Raw genomic sequence first — 15,049 nt, forward strand, 5'->3', positions numbered from 1 at the left:
GGGCGCCTCACTGATGGTCGCGATCGTCGATACGGTCGCCTATCTCGGGCTTGAGGCGCGCGCCGTCGAATGCCAGGTGCAGCTGAGCGCCGGGATCCCCAATTTCATCATCGTCGGGCTGCCCGACAAGGCGGTGGCCGAGAGCCGCGAACGGGTGCGCAGCGCGCTCTCCGCGATCGGGCTGGCGCTGCCGCCCAAGCGGGTGACGGTCAACCTCTCGCCCGCCGACCTGCCCAAGGAGGGGTCGCATTTCGACCTGCCGATCGCGCTCGGGCTGCTCGCCGCCATGGGGGTGGTCGATGCCGAGATGCTGTCGCATTATGTCGCGGTCGGCGAACTCGGGCTCGACGGGCGGATCGCGGCCTCCCCCGGGGTGCTGCTGGCGGCGATCCATGCGAGCGCGCGCGAGCAGGGGCTGATCTGTCCCCACGCGCAGGGCGCCGAGGCCCGCTGGGCGGGCGAGGTCGAGGTCATCGCGCCGCGCGACCTGCTCGGGCTGCTCGCGCATTTCAAGGGCACCGCCCCACTGGAGATGCCCGCGGCGGGCGAGGCCGAGGAACTTGTCGGGGGCCCGACCTGCGCAGCGTGAAGGGGCAGGAGACGCCCAAGCGCGCACTCGAGATCGCCGCGGCGGGGGGGCACAATCTGCTGATGAGCGGGCCGCCGGGGTCGGGCAAGTCGCTGCTCGCCAGCTGCCTGCCCTCGATCCTGCCGCCGCTCGAACCCTCGGAGGCGCTCGAGGTGTCGATGATCGCCAGCGGGGCGGGCACGCTCGAGGGCGGGAAGCTCAAGCGGCGGCGCCCGTTCCGCGACCCGCACCACAGTGCGAGCATGCCCGCGCTGGTGGGCGGCGGGCTCAAGGTCCGCCCCGGCGAGATCAGCCTCGCGCACCTCGGGGTCCTGTTCCTCGACGAACTGCCCGAATTCCAGCGCGCGACGCTCGATTCGCTGCGCCAGCCGCTCGAGACGGGGACGGTCAGCGTGGCCCGCGCCAACGCGCATCTGAGCTTTCCCGCGCGGGTCCAGCTCGTCGCGGCGATGAACCCGTGCCGCTGCGGCCATCTCGGCGATGCGGCGCGGGCGTGCAGCCGGGCCCCGCGCTGCGCCGCCGATTACCAGGCGCGCATCTCGGGCCCGCTGCTCGACCGCATCGACCTGCACGTCGAGGTGGCGGCGGTGAGCGCGATGGACCTGACGCTGCCCCCGCCCGCCGAAGGCAGCGCCGAGGTCGCCGAGCGCGTCGCGCGCGCGCGCGCCGTGCAGGCGGCGCGCTATGGCGAGGCGGGCGCGCGCACCAACGCCGAGGCGAGCGCGGAGGCGATCGAGGCGCATGCCGCGCCCGACGAAGCGGGGGCGCGGCTGCTGGCCGAGGCGGCGGGAGCGATGCACCTGTCGGCGCGCGCCTATCACCGCGTCCTCAAGGTGGCGCGGACCATCGCCGATCTCGCCGCGGCGGAGACGGTCGGGCGGATCCACATCGCCGAGGCGCTGCCCTACCGCCACCAGCCCCCGCGCGCCTAGGGATAGCAGGCCTCGGCGATCGCGCGGACGTGGCGCAGGTCGGTGCCGCAGCAGCCGCCGAGGACATGTAGGTCGGCGAAGCGCTCGACCAGCCGGGCATGGCTGGCGGCCAGTTCATCGGGGTCGCCCGCGTCGAGCTCGGTCGCGGCCTCGAGCTCGGCATGGCTGCGGCGCGAGGCGTTGCAGCGCAGCCCCCGCAGCCGCCCGATCCATGGCGCTCCCGGGTCGAGCGTGCGCGCGAAATGGTCGGGGTGCGCGCAATTGACCATATAGTAAGCGGGGCCGGCGCGGGTCTGCGCGTCGACCGCGGCGATCGCCTCGCCCAGCGCGGTTCCCTCGGGCAGGCGGCCGTCGGTCTCGACGGTGAAGCTGATCACGCAGGGCAGGCCCGCGGCGCGCGCGGCCTCGGCGATGCCGACCGCCTCGGCGACGGTGGTGATGGTGATGCCGCTGACGAGGTCGACCTGCTCCTCGGCGAAGATGTCGATTTGCCAGCGGTGATAGGCGGCCGCCTCGCGCGCGCTCGTCGGCGCGTCCGCCCGGTAGCCGTCGCCGCGCGGCCCGAGGCATCCCGAGAGCACAATCGGGATCGCGCGGTCCTGCTCGATGCGCAATTCGTCGAGCAGGCGGATCGCGCGATGGTTGCGCTCGGCGAGCGCCTCGAGGCTGAGCCCGAGCGGGGCGGCCCAGTCGGGGCTGGCGCGCCAGGTCGGGCTCTCGAGCAGGAAGCCGACCCCGTGCGTCTCGGCAAGGTCGAGGAAGCCGCGATAATAGTCGAGCAGCGCATTCTCGCGGTGGCCGCCGTCGATCAGCGTGATCGCCGAGAAATGCGGCAGCGCGTAGCCGTGGTTGTAGAGGAAGTCGGTTTCGAGCCCGCCGTCGGTGAGGAAGGGGGCCTCGAGCTGGGGGAGGTACATGGCCGTGCTCCTTCGCGTCGATGATAGCATGGCGCGGCGAGTCGGCCCGCGAGGGGCGGGGGCGGCGGCGAGGCGGGCAATCGACGATTGCGTTGGGGCAGGCCATTCGCTAGGCGTCGCGGCGCTGGTCTCTGCCTCTGTGGCGGAATTGGTAGACGCGATCGACTCAAAATCGATTTCCTTCGGGAGTGCCGGTTCGAGTCCGGCCAGAGGTACCAGCGGCGAAGGGCGCGAGCGGAAATTCCCCCTTCTCGCGCATTCGCGCGCTCGCTACGCTGCCGGAATGGCCGAACCGCGACGATCCGACGAACCCATCGAGCTGCAGGACAGCCACACGCTCGAGGTCAAGCGCGTGCGGCTGCTCGCGGCGATCGCGCTGCTGCTCGGGGCGGGCTTCCTGTTCGCGCTGCCCTTCGCGCTCCAGGCCGGGGCGGCCTTCTTCCTGCCGGTGACCGCGGCGCTGGTGATCGCCATCGCGCTGGTGCCGGTGCTCGAATGGTTCGAGCGGCACGGGCTGTCGAGCGGGCTGGCGGCGATCATCTCGCTGCTGCTGTTCATCGCCTTCGCCAGCTTCGTCATCGCCTCGATCGTGCTGCCCGCGATCGACTATTTCGCGCTCATCCCCGAGCGGATCGACCGGATCCGCGAGACGGTGCTGCCGATCCTGCAATTCTATGCCGAGCTCGAAGCCTTCATCGAGGGCATCCTCGAGGATATCGCGCTGTCGGGGGGCGCCGAGGCGGCGGTCACGCTCGCGGCGCCCGATTCGCTGCTCGACCTGTTCGCCACCTCTGCGCCGGTCGCGATCATCCAGATGTTCTTCGCCATGCTGGTGATCTTCTTCTTCCTGTCGCGCTGGACGCGGATGCGCGAGCGCACCATCACCAGCCGCGGCAGCTTCGAGGGCGCGCTCACCACCGCGCGGGTGATCCAGCAGGTGGTCGATGCGACCTCGACCTATATCGGTACCATCACCTTCATCAACGTGACGCTCGGCACCATCGTCGCGCTCATCCTGTGGGCGATCGGGATGGACAGCCCGATCATGTGGGGCGGGATCGTCGCGGTGACCAACTTCATTCCCTACCTGGGGCCGATCTTCGCCGCGATCCTGCTCGCAATCGGCGGGCTGATGAGCTTCGTCGACGTCTGGGCCGCGCTGCTCCCGCCGCTGATCTTCATCGTGCTGCACAATATCGAGGCCAACGTGCTGACCCCGATGATCGTCGGCAAGCGGGTGCGGCTGTCGCCGCTGCTGATCCTGATCTCGCTCAGCCTGTGGGCGTGGATCTGGGGTTTTCTGGGGGCACTGCTCGCGGTGCCCTTGCTCATCATCATTAAAACGGTTTTCGCCGCAGCGGGCACCCCCGACATCGCCGGATTCCTGTTCGAGCACGGCACGCTGACCCATGTCGGCGAGGAAGAGGAAAAAGATTGAATTTGGTCGTTGACAGGTGGCCGGGGCTGTCATAGTTCGCCGCCACCACAGCGATGCGGGTGTAGCTCAGTTGGTTAGAGCGCCGGCCTGTCACGCCGGAGGTCGCGGGTTCGAGCCCCGTCACTCGCGCCACTTTCCTGCAACGGAAAAGTGGCCCCTTCGCATCGCTTTCCCCACCGTTTGCCATCGCCGCCCGATCGAGGGCGTTGCCGCGCGCGCCGGTGGCGTGCTCGTCCGGGCTCGGCGCCCTTGTCCCAGCGCCAGGGCCCTCAGCGCCGGTGCCCGGTCTCCATCCACGCGAGCAAGGGCTTGAGCGGCGCGATCCACGCCAGCCCCGCGACGAGATAGAAGGGCATCTGCGCGAGCGCGGGCCAGTCGGCCACGAGGTCGAAGGCGAGCACCACCAGCACGACATAGGCGGCAAGCCAGCCGAGCAGCAGCAGCATGCCGATCGCGACCCGCGACTTGGGCTGGTGTACGGGATCGTCCATCAGTCGAATTCCTCGATGCCTCGCGGGCTGGCGAAACAATGCAGCGGCACGTCCCAGTCGTCATGCGGCAGGTCGCGGTCGAGCCGTTGCATCTGCCAGCCGATCCCGACGAACCGCGCCCCCGACAGCGTCGGTAGGACGCGGTCGAAATGGCCCTTGCCCTGGCCGAGGCGATAGCCGCGGTTGCCGACCGCGAGGAGCGGGACGAGGACGAGGTCGGGGGAGGCCTCGGGGCAGGTCGAGCGCGGCTGCTCGATGCGGTGCGGTCCCGGGATGTCGGGTTCGCCGGCGCGGTAGATGAAGCGCGCGAGGTCGTCCTCGAAGGTGGGGTAGGCGATGGTGCGCCCGAGCCGCTTGGCGCGCGCCAGCGCGGGGGCGGGCGAGATCTCGCCGCCGATCGGGGAATAGGCCCCGATCACGCGCGCGGCGGCGAGCATCGGCGCGAGCAGGTCTGCGAGCTTTTCCTCGAGCGCGTGGCGGGTCGAGGATTCGAGGCTGCACACATAGCGGCGCCGCTGCTGGCGCACGATCCGCCGGATCTCGTCCTTGGTGGCATCGGGGGCCAGTTCTTGGGGTGACGGGACCGCCATGGTCGTTTGCCTCTTTATCCTCTGACGCCAGAACGTCAGGTGGGCGCCATATATCCCGGGCCAGGGCCCGGGCAGGGACAGCTCCCTAGGATGTAGAAAGCCTCAGGGATAGTCGTGGCTCGTGCCAGGCAGAACCCGTCGCCCTCCATTTAGGCGCGCTGCGCCACCTTCTCAAGTCGCATCGCCAGCGCCTCGAGCCGGTCGGCGAGCGCTTCGGCGTCCGCCGCGCTCGCCTCGTCGGTCGGCGCGCTCGCCGCCCGGCCCGCGGCGAGGTCGTCGGCGAGCATCAGCGCGGCGTAGAAATAGAGGCTGGTGTCGGACAGCGTGCCCATCGCCGCGCGTGCGGCGTGGCAGCGCTCCTCGACGAGCGCGCCGGCGCGGATCAGCTGTTCCTCCTCGCCGTCGCGGGCGCGGACCCGATAGTCGCGGCCGTTGACGTGGAGGGTGACCTCGCTCACGCCGCATCCTCGCGCGCGGCGATGAGCTGGTCGAGTTCGGCGAGCGCGGCGCGCACCTCGCCGCGCAATGCCTCGTCGCGCGCGGCGCGTGCCTCGATCCGCCCGAGCGCGCGCTCGGCCCGCCCGAGGGCGGAATCGGCGCGCGCCAGCGCGGCTGCGAGACGGGGCGAGGACATGCGCCAAGGCGTAGCGCTCCCGGGGGCGCTTGCCAAGCAATGCGCCAAAAAGGGGCGCGTGAGCGCTCCCACATGGTTGACGCCCGCGCGCCTTGGGGCAATAGCGGCGCATGACAGGGGTGGGCGGCTGCCGCTCGCTCGGGGACCTCTTATCCAAGGAGCCGGCATGCCGACCAAGCGCCGCCTAGCCAATGCCATTCGCGCCCTCTCGATGGATGCCGTCCAGGCCGCCAATTCGGGGCACCCGGGGATGCCGATGGGGATGGCCGATGCCGCCGTCGCGCTCTACGCCGACCACCTCAAGCACGACCCGTCGGACCCGCACTGGCCCGATCGCGACCGCTTCGTGCTGTCGGCGGGGCACGGCTCGATGCTCGCCTATTCGCTGCTCCACCTGTCGGGCTATGCGCATCCCACGATGCAGGAAATCAAGGATTTCCGCCAACTCAAGAGCCCGTGCGCGGGGCATCCCGAGAATTTCCTGCTCGACGGGGTCGAGACCACGACGGGGCCGCTCGGGCAGGGGCTGGCGACCGCGGTCGGCATGGCCATCGCCGAGCGCCACCTCAACGCGATCTACGGCGACGAGCTGGTCGACCATCATACCTATGTGATCGCCGGCGACGGCTGCCTGATGGAGGGCGTCAACCACGAGGCGGCGGGGCTCGCCGGGCACCTCCAGCTGGGCCGCCTGATCGTCCTGTGGGACGACAATGAGATTACCATCGACGGGCCGACCGACCTCAGCCGCACCGAGGACGTGCTGGCGCGCCACGAGGCGATGGGCTGGTCGACCCACGAATGCGACGGCATGAGCGCCGATGCGGTGAGCCGCGCGATCGCCGAGGCGAAGAAGACCCGCAAGCCGAGCCTCATTCGCTGCAAGACGACGATCGGCTATGGCGCGCCGACAAAGCAGGGTACCGCGGCGACGCACGGTGCCCCGCTCGGCCCCGAGGAGATCGAGCGCGCGCGCGCCGAGCTCGGCTGGGATGCCGAGCCCTTCGTCATCCCCGACGACGTGCGCGAGGCGTGGAGCGCCATCGGCCAGCGCGCGCGCGGCGAGAAGAAGGCGTGGGAAGAACGCCTCGCAAGCCATTCGAAAGGCCAGCAGTTCAAGGACCAGCTCGACGGCAAGTTCGACCGTCGCTGGCAGGGCCAGCTGATCGAGAAGCTGGTCGCCAACCCCGAGAAGATGGCGACCCGCAAGGCGAGCGAGATCGTGCTCGAGGCGATCAACACGGCGGTCCCCGCGACGATCGGCGGGTCGGCCGACCTGACCGGTTCGAACAACACCAAGGCGGGCGGAATCGAGCCCCTGACCGCGGCCAATTACGCGGGGCGCTACGTCTATTACGGCATCCGCGAGTTCGGCATGGCGGCGGCGATGAACGGGATGGCGCTGCACGGCGGGGTGCTGCCCTATGGCGGCACCTTCCTCGTCTTCGCCGACTATTCGCGCCCCGCGATCCGGCTGGGGGCACTGATGGGCGCCAAGGTGATCCATGTCATGACGCACGATTCGATCGGGCTTGGCGAGGATGGCCCGACGCACCAGCCGATCGAGCATCTCCAGAGCCTGCGCGCGATGCCGGGGCTGACCGTCTATCGCCCGTGCGACGCGGTCGAGACCGCCGAGGCGTGGGGCGATGCGCTGGCGGGCGAGGGGCCCGCGCTGCTCGCGCTGTCGCGGCAGGGGCTGCCTCAGCTGCGGCGCGAGAAGAGCGAACATAACCTCACCGCGCGCGGCGCCTATCGCCTCAAGAGCGCGGACAAGGAGCGTCGCGTCATCCTCATCGCCACCGGCAGCGAGGTGCACCTGGCGATGGAGGTTGCCGAGCGGCTCGAGAATGACGGGGTGGGCGCCGATGTCGTGTCGATGCCGAGCTGGGAGAAATTCCGCGCGCAGGACGCCGCCTACCAGCAGGACATCCTGCCCGACGCCGACCCGAGCGAGATCCTTCGGGTGTCGATCGAGGCGGGCACCACCTTCGGCTGGTCGGACATGACGATGAAGAACGGTCTCAACATCGGCATCGACCGCTTCGGGGCGAGCGCACCCGCGCCCGACCTGTTCGAGAAATTCGGCTTCACCCCCGAAGCCATCATCCCCCAGATCACGGAGCGTTTGCACAATGACTAAAGTTGCCATCAACGGGTTCGGCCGCATCGGTCGCCTCGTCGCCCGCGCGCTGCTCGAGCGTGACGATCACGACCTCGAGCTGGTCGCGATCAACGACCTGGCCGACGCCAATTCGAACGCGCTGCTGTTCCAGTACGATTCGACCCACGGGCGCTTCCCCGGGTCGGTCGAGGTCGACGGCGACGCGATCGTCGTCAACGGCAAGCGCATCGCGGTGACCAAGGAGCGCGAGCCCGGCAAGCTGCCGCATGGCGACATGGGCGTCGACATCGTGCTCGAGTGCACCGGCTTCTTCCAGTCGGTCGATGCCGCCAGGCCGCACCTCGATGCAGGCGCCAAGCGCGTGCTCATCTCGGCGCCCGCCAAGGGCGACCTCAAGACCATCGTCTATGGTGTCAACCACGACAGCCTGACCGGCGATGACCATATCGTGTCGAACGCCAGCTGCACCACCAACTGCCTCGCGCCGGTCGCCAAGGTGCTCAACGACGCGGTCGGCATCGAGCGCGGCTTCATGACCACCGTGCACAGCTACACCAACGACCAGCGCATGCTCGACCAGATGCATGGCGACATGCGCCGCGCCCGCGGCGGCGCGCAAAACATGATCCCGACGACCACCGGCGCGGCGCGCGCGGTCGGGCTCGTGCTGCCCGAGCTCAACGGCAAGCTCGACGGATCCTCGATCCGCGTGCCGACCCCCAATGTCAGCCTGATCGACCTCGTCTTCACGCCCAAGCGCGACACCAGCAAGGACGAACTCAACGCCGCGCTCAAGGCCGCCGCCGAAGGGCCGATGAAGGGCGTGCTCGACTTCACCGAACAGCCGCTGGTGAGCTCGGACTTCAACCATCACCCGGCTTCCTCGACGGTCGACAGCCTCGAGACCGGCGTGATGGAAGGCAAGCTCGCGCGCGTGGTGAGCTGGTACGACAACGAATGGGGCTTCTCGAACCGCATGATCGATACGGCGGGCGTGATGGCCTCCAAGCTGTAAGCTTCCAGCGCCCCGGCCCGCGTGGTCGGGGCGCTTCTTTGCTTGCGAGGGCCCGGCCTTCGCGAAGGATAATGACATGACCTTCAAAACCCTCGACGACCTGCCCGCCGACCTCAACGGCAAGACGGTGCTGGTGCGTTGCGACCTCAACGTGCCGATGAACGACGGCGACGTCACCGACGACACTCGGATCCGCGCGCATTTGCCGACGATCCGCGAGCTGGCGGGCAAGGGGGCCAAGGTCCTGCTGCTGTCGCACTTCCGCCGTCCCGAGGGGCGGCCGCGGCCCGACATGTCGACCGCGCTGCTGGTCGAGCCGATGCGCGAGATCACCGGGCTGAGCGTGCGCTATGTCGAGGATTGCCAGGGGCCCGAGGCGGCGCGCGCGGTCTCGATCATGCTGCCCGGCGCGATCGGCATCCTCGAGAATACCCGCTTCCACGAAGGCGAGACGACGAACGACCCCGCGCTGGCCGAGGCGATGTCGGGGCTCGGCGACTATTATGTCAACGACGCCTTCTCGGTCGCGCACCGCGCGCATGCCTCGACGGTCGGGATCACCGCGCATCTCGAGAGCTTCGCGGGGCGCGCGATGGAAGCCGAGCTGAAGGCGCTCGAGGCCGCGCTCGGCAAGCCCGAGCAGCCGGTCGCCGCGGTGGTCGGGGGCGCCAAGGTGTCGACCAAGCTCGCGGTGCTCGAGAACCTCGTCGGCAAAGTCGACCACCTGATCATCGGCGGGGGCATGGCCAACACCTTCCTCGCCGCGCGCGGGGTCAAGGTCGGCCAGAGCCTGATGGAGGCCGACCTCGTGCCGCAGGCCAACGACATCTTCGCCGCCGCCGACAAGGCCGATTGCACCATCCACCTGCCCTATGACGTGGTGGTGGCGAAGGAATTCGCGGCCAATCCCGAGAGCCTTCGCACCGTCAACGTGCACGAGGTCGCCGAGGACGAGATGATCCTCGACATCGGCCCCAATGCCGTCGAAGCGCTCGCCGACGCGCTCAAGACCTGCCGCACGCTGGTCTGGAACGGGCCGTTGGGCGCTTTCGAGACCGAGCCCTTCGACCGCGCGACCGTGGCGCTCGCGCAGACCGCGGCGGCGCTGACCAAGGAAGGCAGCCTCGTCAGCGTGGCGGGCGGGGGCGACACCGTCGCGGCATTGAACCAGGCGGGGGTCGCGCGCGACTTCAGCTTCGTCTCCACCGCGGGCGGCGCGTTCCTCGAGTGGATGGAAGGCCGGACCCTGCCCGGCGTGGCGGCGCTGCAGCGCTGATGGCCGATCTTTCCGCCAGCATCGAGACGCTCGAGCACCGCTGGATGCGCGGCTGGATCGAGCGCGACCGCAAGCAGCTCAAGCGGCTCACCGGCCGCGCCTTCCGCTTCGTCGTGGCGGCCTCCAAGCCGGTGCTGCTCGACCGCTCGAGCCTGCTCGACGCCGCGCCCGACCAGTTCAGCTGCAACGGCTATCGCTTCGGCAACGTCTATTGCCGGCGCCATGGCGGTTCGGTGGTGCTGGCCACGCAGGCCGACCTCGAGATGACGCTCGAAGGGCGGCCGTGGACCGGCACCTTTTGGATGCAGGACCTGTGGCGGAAGGGGGCGATGAACCGCAAGTGGCAGTTGGTCGAGCGCGCGCTGAGCCGCACCGAGGACGAGGAGCGCGTTGCGGGCGCGATCCGCTCGCTCCAGCTCTGGCGCTGAGCGCCCGCCGACCCCTGGACGCCCGGCGGCGCTAGTCGTCGAGACGGTGCTCGGGGTTGGGCCAGCCGGGTTTCGAGCCGTCGTCCCACTGGCTGCGCACATTGCCCACCGCGGGCAATCCCCCCGCCTCCTTGAGTAGCCGCGCCATGTGCAGGAGGTTGAAGGCCATGAAGGTGGTGTTACGCTGGGTGAAGACATTGTCGAAGCCGGCGCGGCTGCCGTCGGCGAGTTCGTCGCCATAGGAGGGGCCGGGGCCGGCCGCGCCGATCCAGCCGCAATCGGCCTGCGGCGGGATGGTGTAGCCGACATGCCCCATCGCGTAGAGCACCCCCGCGGCGACATGCTTGATGCCGTCCTCGTTGCCGGTGACGAGGCACCCCCCGACCTTGCCGTAGAAGCGATATTGCCCCTTGTCGTTGGTCTGCCCCGAATGCGCGTAGAGCTTCTCGATGAAGGCCTGCGCGAGCGAGCTCTTCTCGCCCAGCCAGATCGGGGTGCCGAGGACGAGGATGTCGGCGTCGATGACGCGCGCGCTGATCTCGGGCCAGTCGTCGCGGTCCCAGCCGTGCTCGGTCATGTCGGGATAGACACCGGGGGCGAGACGGTACTGCGAGAGGCGGAGCCGGTCGACCGCGACCTCGGCGCGGGTGAAGATCTCGTCGACCACGTCGAGCAGCGTGTCGGTGTGGCTCGCCTCGCCGGGGGGCTTCAAGGTGGCATTGACCAGCACCGCCGCGAGCCCGGGCGCGCGCAGGTCGGCGGCGTCGCACACCGCGCGCTGGCGGGGAGTGAGTTTCGACATGGGCATCCTTTTATCCGAATGCAGTCGATACGCACGAGCGCGGGCAAAAGTCTCTTTTGATGGTGGGAGCGTTCACACGGTTGCACCCGTGCGCGGCGCCGTCTAGCCGCCCCCGCATAACGATCCAACCAACCGGCGGGGAGGCCAATTGACATGACGTTCGATCCCAAGATGATGGCGCAGATGGTAGGCGGCGCGGGCTTCATCGCCGCGCTCGACCAGTCGGGCGGCTCGACCCCCAAGGCGCTCATGGCCTACGGGATCGGCGAGGATGCGTGGTCGAACGAGGAGGAGATGTTCGCGCTCATCCACGAGATGCGCACGCGGATCGTCACCGCGCCGAGCTTCTCGGGCGCCAAGGTGCTCGGCGCGATCCTGTTCGAGAAGACGATGGACGGCGAGGCCGACGGCAAGCCGGTGCCGCAGCTGTTGTGGGAGCGCGGGGTGGTGCCCTTCCTCAAGGTCGACCAGGGGCTCGAGGAGGAGGCCGACGGCGTCCAGAAGATGAAACCGATGACCCGCCTCGACGAGCTGATCGCGAAGGCCAAGGCGCGCGGCGTGTTCGGGACCAAGATGCGCAGCGTCATCAACGACGCGAACGACGCGGGCATCCACGCCATCGTCACCCAGCAGTTCATGGCCGCCAACCAGATCCTCGAGGGCGGGCTGATGCCGATCGTCGAGCCCGAGGTGAACATCAAGTCGCCGACCCGCGGCGAGGCCGAGAAGCTGCTCCTCAAGCACCTCACCGCCGCGCTCGACGGGATGGACCCGGGCCAGCGCGTGATGCTCAAGCTCACCCTGCCCGAAGAGGATGATCTCTATGCCCCGCTGGTGGCGCATCCGGCGGTGGCGCGCGTCGTCGCGCTGTCGGGGGGCTACGAGCGCGAGGAGGCCAATGCCAAGCTGGCGAAGAACCGCGGCATGATCGCGAGCTTCAGCCGCGCGCTGCTGCAGGACCTGCGCGCCGACATGGACGATGCGCAGTTCGATGCGGCGCTGGGGAGCGCGATCGACAGCATCTATGCCGCGAGCGTGTGTAACGGCTGACCCGGGGTCGAGGGCCCGGCACGTCGGTGGTTGGGACGCGGCCGTGTCGCGCCCGATGCTCGGCCTCGCCCTCGCGGCAGGGCGAACGGCGGAGGCTCGAGCTGTTCGGCGAATGATTGGCGCGGCGCGGCGGTTGCGCTAGGGGCGGGGCATGGACGATTTCGATTTCTCGCAGTTCGCGCCGCCCGAACGCACGCATCCGTGCGACCTCTACCTGATCAGCCCGCAGGAGGTGGGCGGGGATTTTCCGGCGCGGTTGCGCGATGCGGTGGCGCATGAGCGGGTGAGCGCCTTCCAGCTGCGCGTGAAGGGGGTCGAAAGCCACGCGCTCGCGCGGCTCGCCGCCCCGCTACAGGAAATCTGCGCCGAGGCCGAGGTCGGCTTCATCGTCAATGACGATGTCGCGCTCGCCAAGCGCCTCAGGGCCGACGGGGTGCATCTGGGACAGGGCGATGGCGACGTGAAGGACGCGCGCGCCGAGCTCGGCCCGGCGGTGCAGATCGGGGTGACCTGCCACGCCAGCCGCCACCTCGCGATGGAAGCGGGAGAGGCGGGGGCCGATTATGTCGCCTTCGGTGCCTTTTACGACAGCCCGACCAAGAAGAGCGAGCATCGCCCCGAGCCGGGCATCTTGTCGTGGTGGTCGAGCCTGTTCGAACTGCCCTGCGTGGCGATCGGCGGGATCACGCCTTATAAGGCCGCGCCGCTGGTGCGCGCGGGCGCCGATTTCCTTGCCGTGTCGAGCGCGGTGTGGGGCGCGGATGATGTCGCCGGCGCGGTCGCCGCCTTCGAGGAGGCGCTGAAGGGGCAATAGCCGCGGGATAAAGACCGGGGTCTGCTGCGTTGGCTGGGAAAGAAACCGGTCAGTGAGGTGATCCCAAATGGCTCGCAAGCCCCGCGTTCGTCTTCCGCGTAACAAGATAATTACTGCTTTTTCGGCCGCCATCGCGCTTGCCGCGGGCGGCGCCTTCCTGTCGTCCGAGGGAGCCGAGGCACAGCCCGCGACCCAGAAGACCAAGGCCTCGCAGGCCACTGCGGCCGAGAAGCCGACCAAGGAGGGCCGCACCTATGGCTCGACCGCGCTCGACGAGGGGAAAAGCGAACAGCGCAAACTGGGCGATATCGACAATGACGTCTTCCACGCCATGGTGCTGCTCGACCGCGCCCATTTCTCGCCGGGCGTGATCGACGGGCGCGAGGGGCGGAATTTCACCATGGCACTGAAGGGCTATCAGGAAGCCCATGGCCTCGAGGTGACGGGCGAACTCGATACGCCGACGCGCAAGAAGCTGCTGCGCGACGGGCGCAAGCCGACCCGCTTCCTTCGCATCGACGAGACCAGCTTCGGCTCGCCCTTCAAGACCATTCCCGACGACCCGACCAAGCAGGCCGACCTCGAGCGCATGCCCTATGAGGATCTGCTCGAGGAAGTCGCCGAGCGCTTCCACACCACCCGCGAGACGCTGATCGCCTTGAATGGCGACAAGGCGCGCAACGTGAAGATCGGCACCGTGCTGCAGCTACCCAACGTGCTGCCCGCCGCGCGTGATTATGGCGATCTCGACGAGGCCGAGCGCGACATGTTCAACGCGCTGAACGTCCAGCCCGACCCGGGCGTGAAGGGCGCCTATGTCACGGTGGACGAAAGCGACAAGGTGCTGCGCGTCTATGACGATGCCGACAAGCTTATCGCGCAATTCCCGGTGACCACGGGTTCGCAAAACGATCCCCTCCCGCTCGGCGACTGGAAGGCGACCACCTATGCCTATCTGCCGCCCTTCGACTACCAACCCGACCTGTTCTGGGATGTCGCCGACAGCGAGGAGGAAGTTACCCTGCCGCCGGGGCCCAACGGGCCGGTCGGGGTCGCCTGGCTCGACCTCACCAAGGAGCATTACGGCATTCACGGTACGCCCGAGCCGCAGACCATCGGCTATGCCGAGAGCCATGGCTGCATCCGCCTGACCAACTGGGACGTGCTAACGCTGACGCGCATGCTCGAGCCCGGTTTCCGCGCCACCTTCAAGGCGTGATCGCCTAGATGAAGTCGCTGCTCGTCGCCGTGGTCACCGCCATCGTCACCTCGATGGGCTGGCTCGTCGCCTTCAATACGGGGGTGGTGACGCCCGCCGGGGAAACGGTCGCCGACGTTCCCGCCGCGCCTGCCGAGCCCCAACCGCGGCCGATGCAGGATGTCGAATTCGAGACGGTGGGCGAGGAAGGGCTCGATCGCGCCGACACGCTGCGGCTCGACCCTGAACTCCGCCGTGCCCGCTCGGTCGAGATCGGGCCGCGCGGCATGGCGGTCCCGGTCGCCGGCGTCGCGCCCGAAGCGCTGGTCGATACCTATACGCAGGCCCGCGCCGGCGGCGCGCGGCGTCATGACGCGATCGACATCATGGCCGACACCGGCACGCCCGTCGTCGCGGCGGCCCCCGGGGTGCTGGAGAAGATCTATTTCTCCGACGGCGGGGGCGGCAAGACGCTCTACGTTCGTTCGCACGACAAGAAGTGGATCTATTATTACGCCCACCTCGAAGACTATGCCCCGGGGCTCGTCGAACGGCAGCGGATCGCGCTCGGCCAGCGGCTCGGCACGGTGGGGAGCAGCGGCAATGCGGCGGCCGATGCCCCGCACCTGCATTTCGCGATCCACCGGATGGAGCCCGAGGAAGGCTGGTGGGAGGGGCGGCCGGTCAACCCCTATCCGCTGCTTGCAGGCGAGGAAGAGGACCGCTAGGGGCGTGAGCCACAGGGATCAA

Annotated in this window: 15 protein-coding genes, 2 tRNA genes and 1 pseudogene; 12 read left to right on the forward strand and 6 right to left on the reverse strand. The window is 69.1% G+C overall.

Annotation, left to right across the window (positions count from 1 at the left end; translation table 11 throughout):
* Nucleotides 1–13: 13 nt before the first annotated feature.
* Nucleotides 14–1,521: pseudogene (locus L8951_RS09975) on the forward strand (YifB family Mg chelatase-like AAA ATPase).
* Here L8951_RS09975 and L8951_RS09980 read toward each other — a convergent pair.
* On the reverse strand, nt 1,518–2,438 hold the full coding sequence (locus tag L8951_RS09980; protein WP_244382905.1) for a homocysteine S-methyltransferase family protein: 921 nt from the start codon (nt 2,436–2,438) through the stop codon (nt 1,518–1,520). The pseudogene L8951_RS09975 and the gene L8951_RS09980 overlap by 4 nt on opposite strands.
* A gap of 133 nt (nt 2,439–2,571) precedes the next feature.
* Here L8951_RS09980 and L8951_RS09985 point away from each other — a divergent pair.
* The 3 genes from L8951_RS09985 (at nt 2,572) to L8951_RS09995 (ending at nt 4,008) form a co-directional block, all read left to right on the forward strand.
* Nucleotides 2,572–2,656, forward strand: a tRNA-Leu gene (locus L8951_RS09985).
* A gap of 65 nt (nt 2,657–2,721) precedes the next feature.
* Nucleotides 2,722–3,876 (forward strand): AI-2E family transporter, encoded by a 1,155-nt coding sequence (locus tag L8951_RS09990; protein ID WP_244382906.1) that lies wholly within the window; start codon nt 2,722–2,724, stop codon nt 3,874–3,876.
* 55 nt (nt 3,877–3,931) lie between these two features.
* Nucleotides 3,932–4,008 (forward strand) — tRNA-Asp (locus L8951_RS09995).
* Nucleotides 4,009–4,145: 137 nt separating this feature from the next.
* Here the strand turns inward: L8951_RS09995 and L8951_RS10000 are convergent.
* From L8951_RS10000 to L8951_RS10015, 4 genes are all read right to left on the reverse strand, one after another.
* Entirely contained in the window at nt 4,146–4,367 is a 222-nt protein-coding gene (locus L8951_RS10000) for a DUF2842 domain-containing protein (RefSeq protein WP_244382908.1), read from the reverse strand.
* Nucleotides 4,367–4,957, reverse strand: a complete 591-nt coding sequence (locus L8951_RS10005; RefSeq protein WP_244382909.1) for a 5-formyltetrahydrofolate cyclo-ligase — start codon at nt 4,955–4,957, stop codon at nt 4,367–4,369. Before L8951_RS10005 ends, L8951_RS10000 begins: the two co-directional genes overlap by 1 nt.
* A gap of 149 nt (nt 4,958–5,106) precedes the next feature.
* A complete protein-coding gene (locus tag L8951_RS10010; protein WP_244382910.1) occupies nt 5,107–5,415 on the reverse strand; it encodes a cell division protein ZapA in 309 nt (102 codons plus the stop codon).
* Nucleotides 5,412–5,591 (reverse strand): hypothetical protein, encoded by a 180-nt coding sequence (locus L8951_RS10015; protein ID WP_244382911.1) that lies wholly within the window; start codon nt 5,589–5,591, stop codon nt 5,412–5,414. The genes L8951_RS10010 and L8951_RS10015 overlap by 4 nt, the downstream gene beginning before the upstream one ends.
* Nucleotides 5,592–5,757: 166 nt before the next feature.
* Here L8951_RS10015 and tkt point away from each other — a divergent pair, with 166 nt between their 5' ends.
* The 4 genes from tkt to L8951_RS10035 all read left to right on the forward strand — a co-directional run bounded on the left by tkt (nt 5,758) and on the right by L8951_RS10035 (nt 10,435).
* Entirely contained in the window at nt 5,758–7,734 is a 1,977-nt protein-coding gene (gene tkt, locus L8951_RS10020) for a transketolase (protein ID WP_244382913.1), read from the forward strand.
* The gene (gene gap, locus L8951_RS10025) at nt 7,727–8,731 is read left to right on the forward strand and encodes a type I glyceraldehyde-3-phosphate dehydrogenase (RefSeq protein WP_244382914.1); all 1,005 of its coding nucleotides are present in this window, start codon (nt 7,727–7,729) and stop codon (nt 8,729–8,731) included. The genes tkt and gap overlap by 8 nt, the downstream gene beginning before the upstream one ends.
* Nucleotides 8,732–8,807: 76 nt before the next feature.
* Nucleotides 8,808–10,007 (forward strand): phosphoglycerate kinase, encoded by a 1,200-nt coding sequence (locus L8951_RS10030; RefSeq protein WP_244382915.1) that lies wholly within the window; start codon nt 8,808–8,810, stop codon nt 10,005–10,007.
* Nucleotides 10,007–10,435 (forward strand): nuclear transport factor 2 family protein, encoded by a 429-nt coding sequence (locus L8951_RS10035; RefSeq protein WP_244382917.1) that lies wholly within the window; start codon nt 10,007–10,009, stop codon nt 10,433–10,435. The genes L8951_RS10030 and L8951_RS10035 overlap by 1 nt, the downstream gene beginning before the upstream one ends.
* Before the next feature lie 31 nt (nt 10,436–10,466).
* Here L8951_RS10035 and L8951_RS10040 read toward each other — a convergent pair whose 3' ends face one another.
* Nucleotides 10,467–11,237: a flavodoxin family protein gene (locus tag L8951_RS10040; protein WP_244382919.1), complete on the reverse strand. Its 771-nt coding sequence runs from the start codon at nt 11,235–11,237 to the stop codon at nt 10,467–10,469.
* Nucleotides 11,238–11,390: 153 nt separating this feature from the next.
* Between L8951_RS10040 and L8951_RS10045 the strand changes: the two genes are divergently transcribed.
* From L8951_RS10045 to L8951_RS10060, 4 genes are all read left to right on the forward strand, one after another.
* Nucleotides 11,391–12,287, forward strand: a complete 897-nt coding sequence (locus L8951_RS10045; RefSeq protein ID WP_244382921.1) for a fructose bisphosphate aldolase — start codon at nt 11,391–11,393, stop codon at nt 12,285–12,287.
* 151 nt (nt 12,288–12,438) lie between these two features.
* Nucleotides 12,439–13,101, forward strand: a complete 663-nt coding sequence (thiE, locus tag L8951_RS10050; protein ID WP_244382922.1) for a thiamine phosphate synthase — start codon at nt 12,439–12,441, stop codon at nt 13,099–13,101.
* A 67-nt stretch (nt 13,102–13,168) separates the two neighbouring features.
* A complete protein-coding gene (locus L8951_RS10055; RefSeq protein WP_244382923.1) occupies nt 13,169–14,320 on the forward strand; it encodes a L,D-transpeptidase family protein in 1,152 nt (383 codons plus the stop codon).
* Nucleotides 14,321–14,328: 8 nt separating this feature from the next.
* Entirely contained in the window at nt 14,329–15,027 is a 699-nt protein-coding gene (locus tag L8951_RS10060; protein WP_244382924.1) for a M23 family metallopeptidase, read from the forward strand.
* The last annotated feature ends 22 nt before the right edge of the window (nt 15,028–15,049 follow it).

The organism is Sphingomicrobium astaxanthinifaciens (assembly GCF_022865105.1).
In the GTDB taxonomy this organism is placed as follows: domain Bacteria; phylum Pseudomonadota; class Alphaproteobacteria; order Sphingomonadales; family Sphingomonadaceae; genus Sphingomicrobium; species Sphingomicrobium astaxanthinifaciens.

Bases quoted from the DNA above. Each gene is read 5' to 3' on its own strand.
- L8951_RS09980 (WP_244382905.1), bottom strand. From the start codon at position 2,438: ATGTACCTCCCCCAGCTCGAGGCCCCCTTCCTCACCGACGGCGGGCTC.
- L8951_RS09990 (WP_244382906.1), top strand. From the start codon at position 2,722: ATGGCCGAACCGCGACGATCCGACGAACCCATCGAGCTGCAGGACAGC.
- L8951_RS10000 (WP_244382908.1), bottom strand. From the start codon at position 4,367: ATGGACGATCCCGTACACCAGCCCAAGTCGCGGGTCGCGATCGGCATG.
- L8951_RS10005 (WP_244382909.1), bottom strand. From the start codon at position 4,957: ATGGCGGTCCCGTCACCCCAAGAACTGGCCCCCGATGCCACCAAGGAC.
- L8951_RS10015 (WP_244382911.1), bottom strand. From the start codon at position 5,591: ATGTCCTCGCCCCGTCTCGCAGCCGCGCTGGCGCGCGCCGATTCCGCC.
- tkt (WP_244382913.1), top strand. From the start codon at position 5,758: ATGCCGACCAAGCGCCGCCTAGCCAATGCCATTCGCGCCCTCTCGATG.
- gap (WP_244382914.1), top strand. From the start codon at position 7,727: ATGACTAAAGTTGCCATCAACGGGTTCGGCCGCATCGGTCGCCTCGTC.
- L8951_RS10030 (WP_244382915.1), top strand. From the start codon at position 8,808: ATGACCTTCAAAACCCTCGACGACCTGCCCGCCGACCTCAACGGCAAG.
- L8951_RS10035 (WP_244382917.1), top strand. From the start codon at position 10,007: ATGGCCGATCTTTCCGCCAGCATCGAGACGCTCGAGCACCGCTGGATG.
- L8951_RS10040 (WP_244382919.1), bottom strand. From the start codon at position 11,237: ATGTCGAAACTCACTCCCCGCCAGCGCGCGGTGTGCGACGCCGCCGAC.
- L8951_RS10045 (WP_244382921.1), top strand. From the start codon at position 11,391: ATGACGTTCGATCCCAAGATGATGGCGCAGATGGTAGGCGGCGCGGGC.
- thiE (WP_244382922.1), top strand. From the start codon at position 12,439: ATGGACGATTTCGATTTCTCGCAGTTCGCGCCGCCCGAACGCACGCAT.
- L8951_RS10055 (WP_244382923.1), top strand. From the start codon at position 13,169: ATGGCTCGCAAGCCCCGCGTTCGTCTTCCGCGTAACAAGATAATTACT.
- L8951_RS10060 (WP_244382924.1), top strand. From the start codon at position 14,329: ATGAAGTCGCTGCTCGTCGCCGTGGTCACCGCCATCGTCACCTCGATG.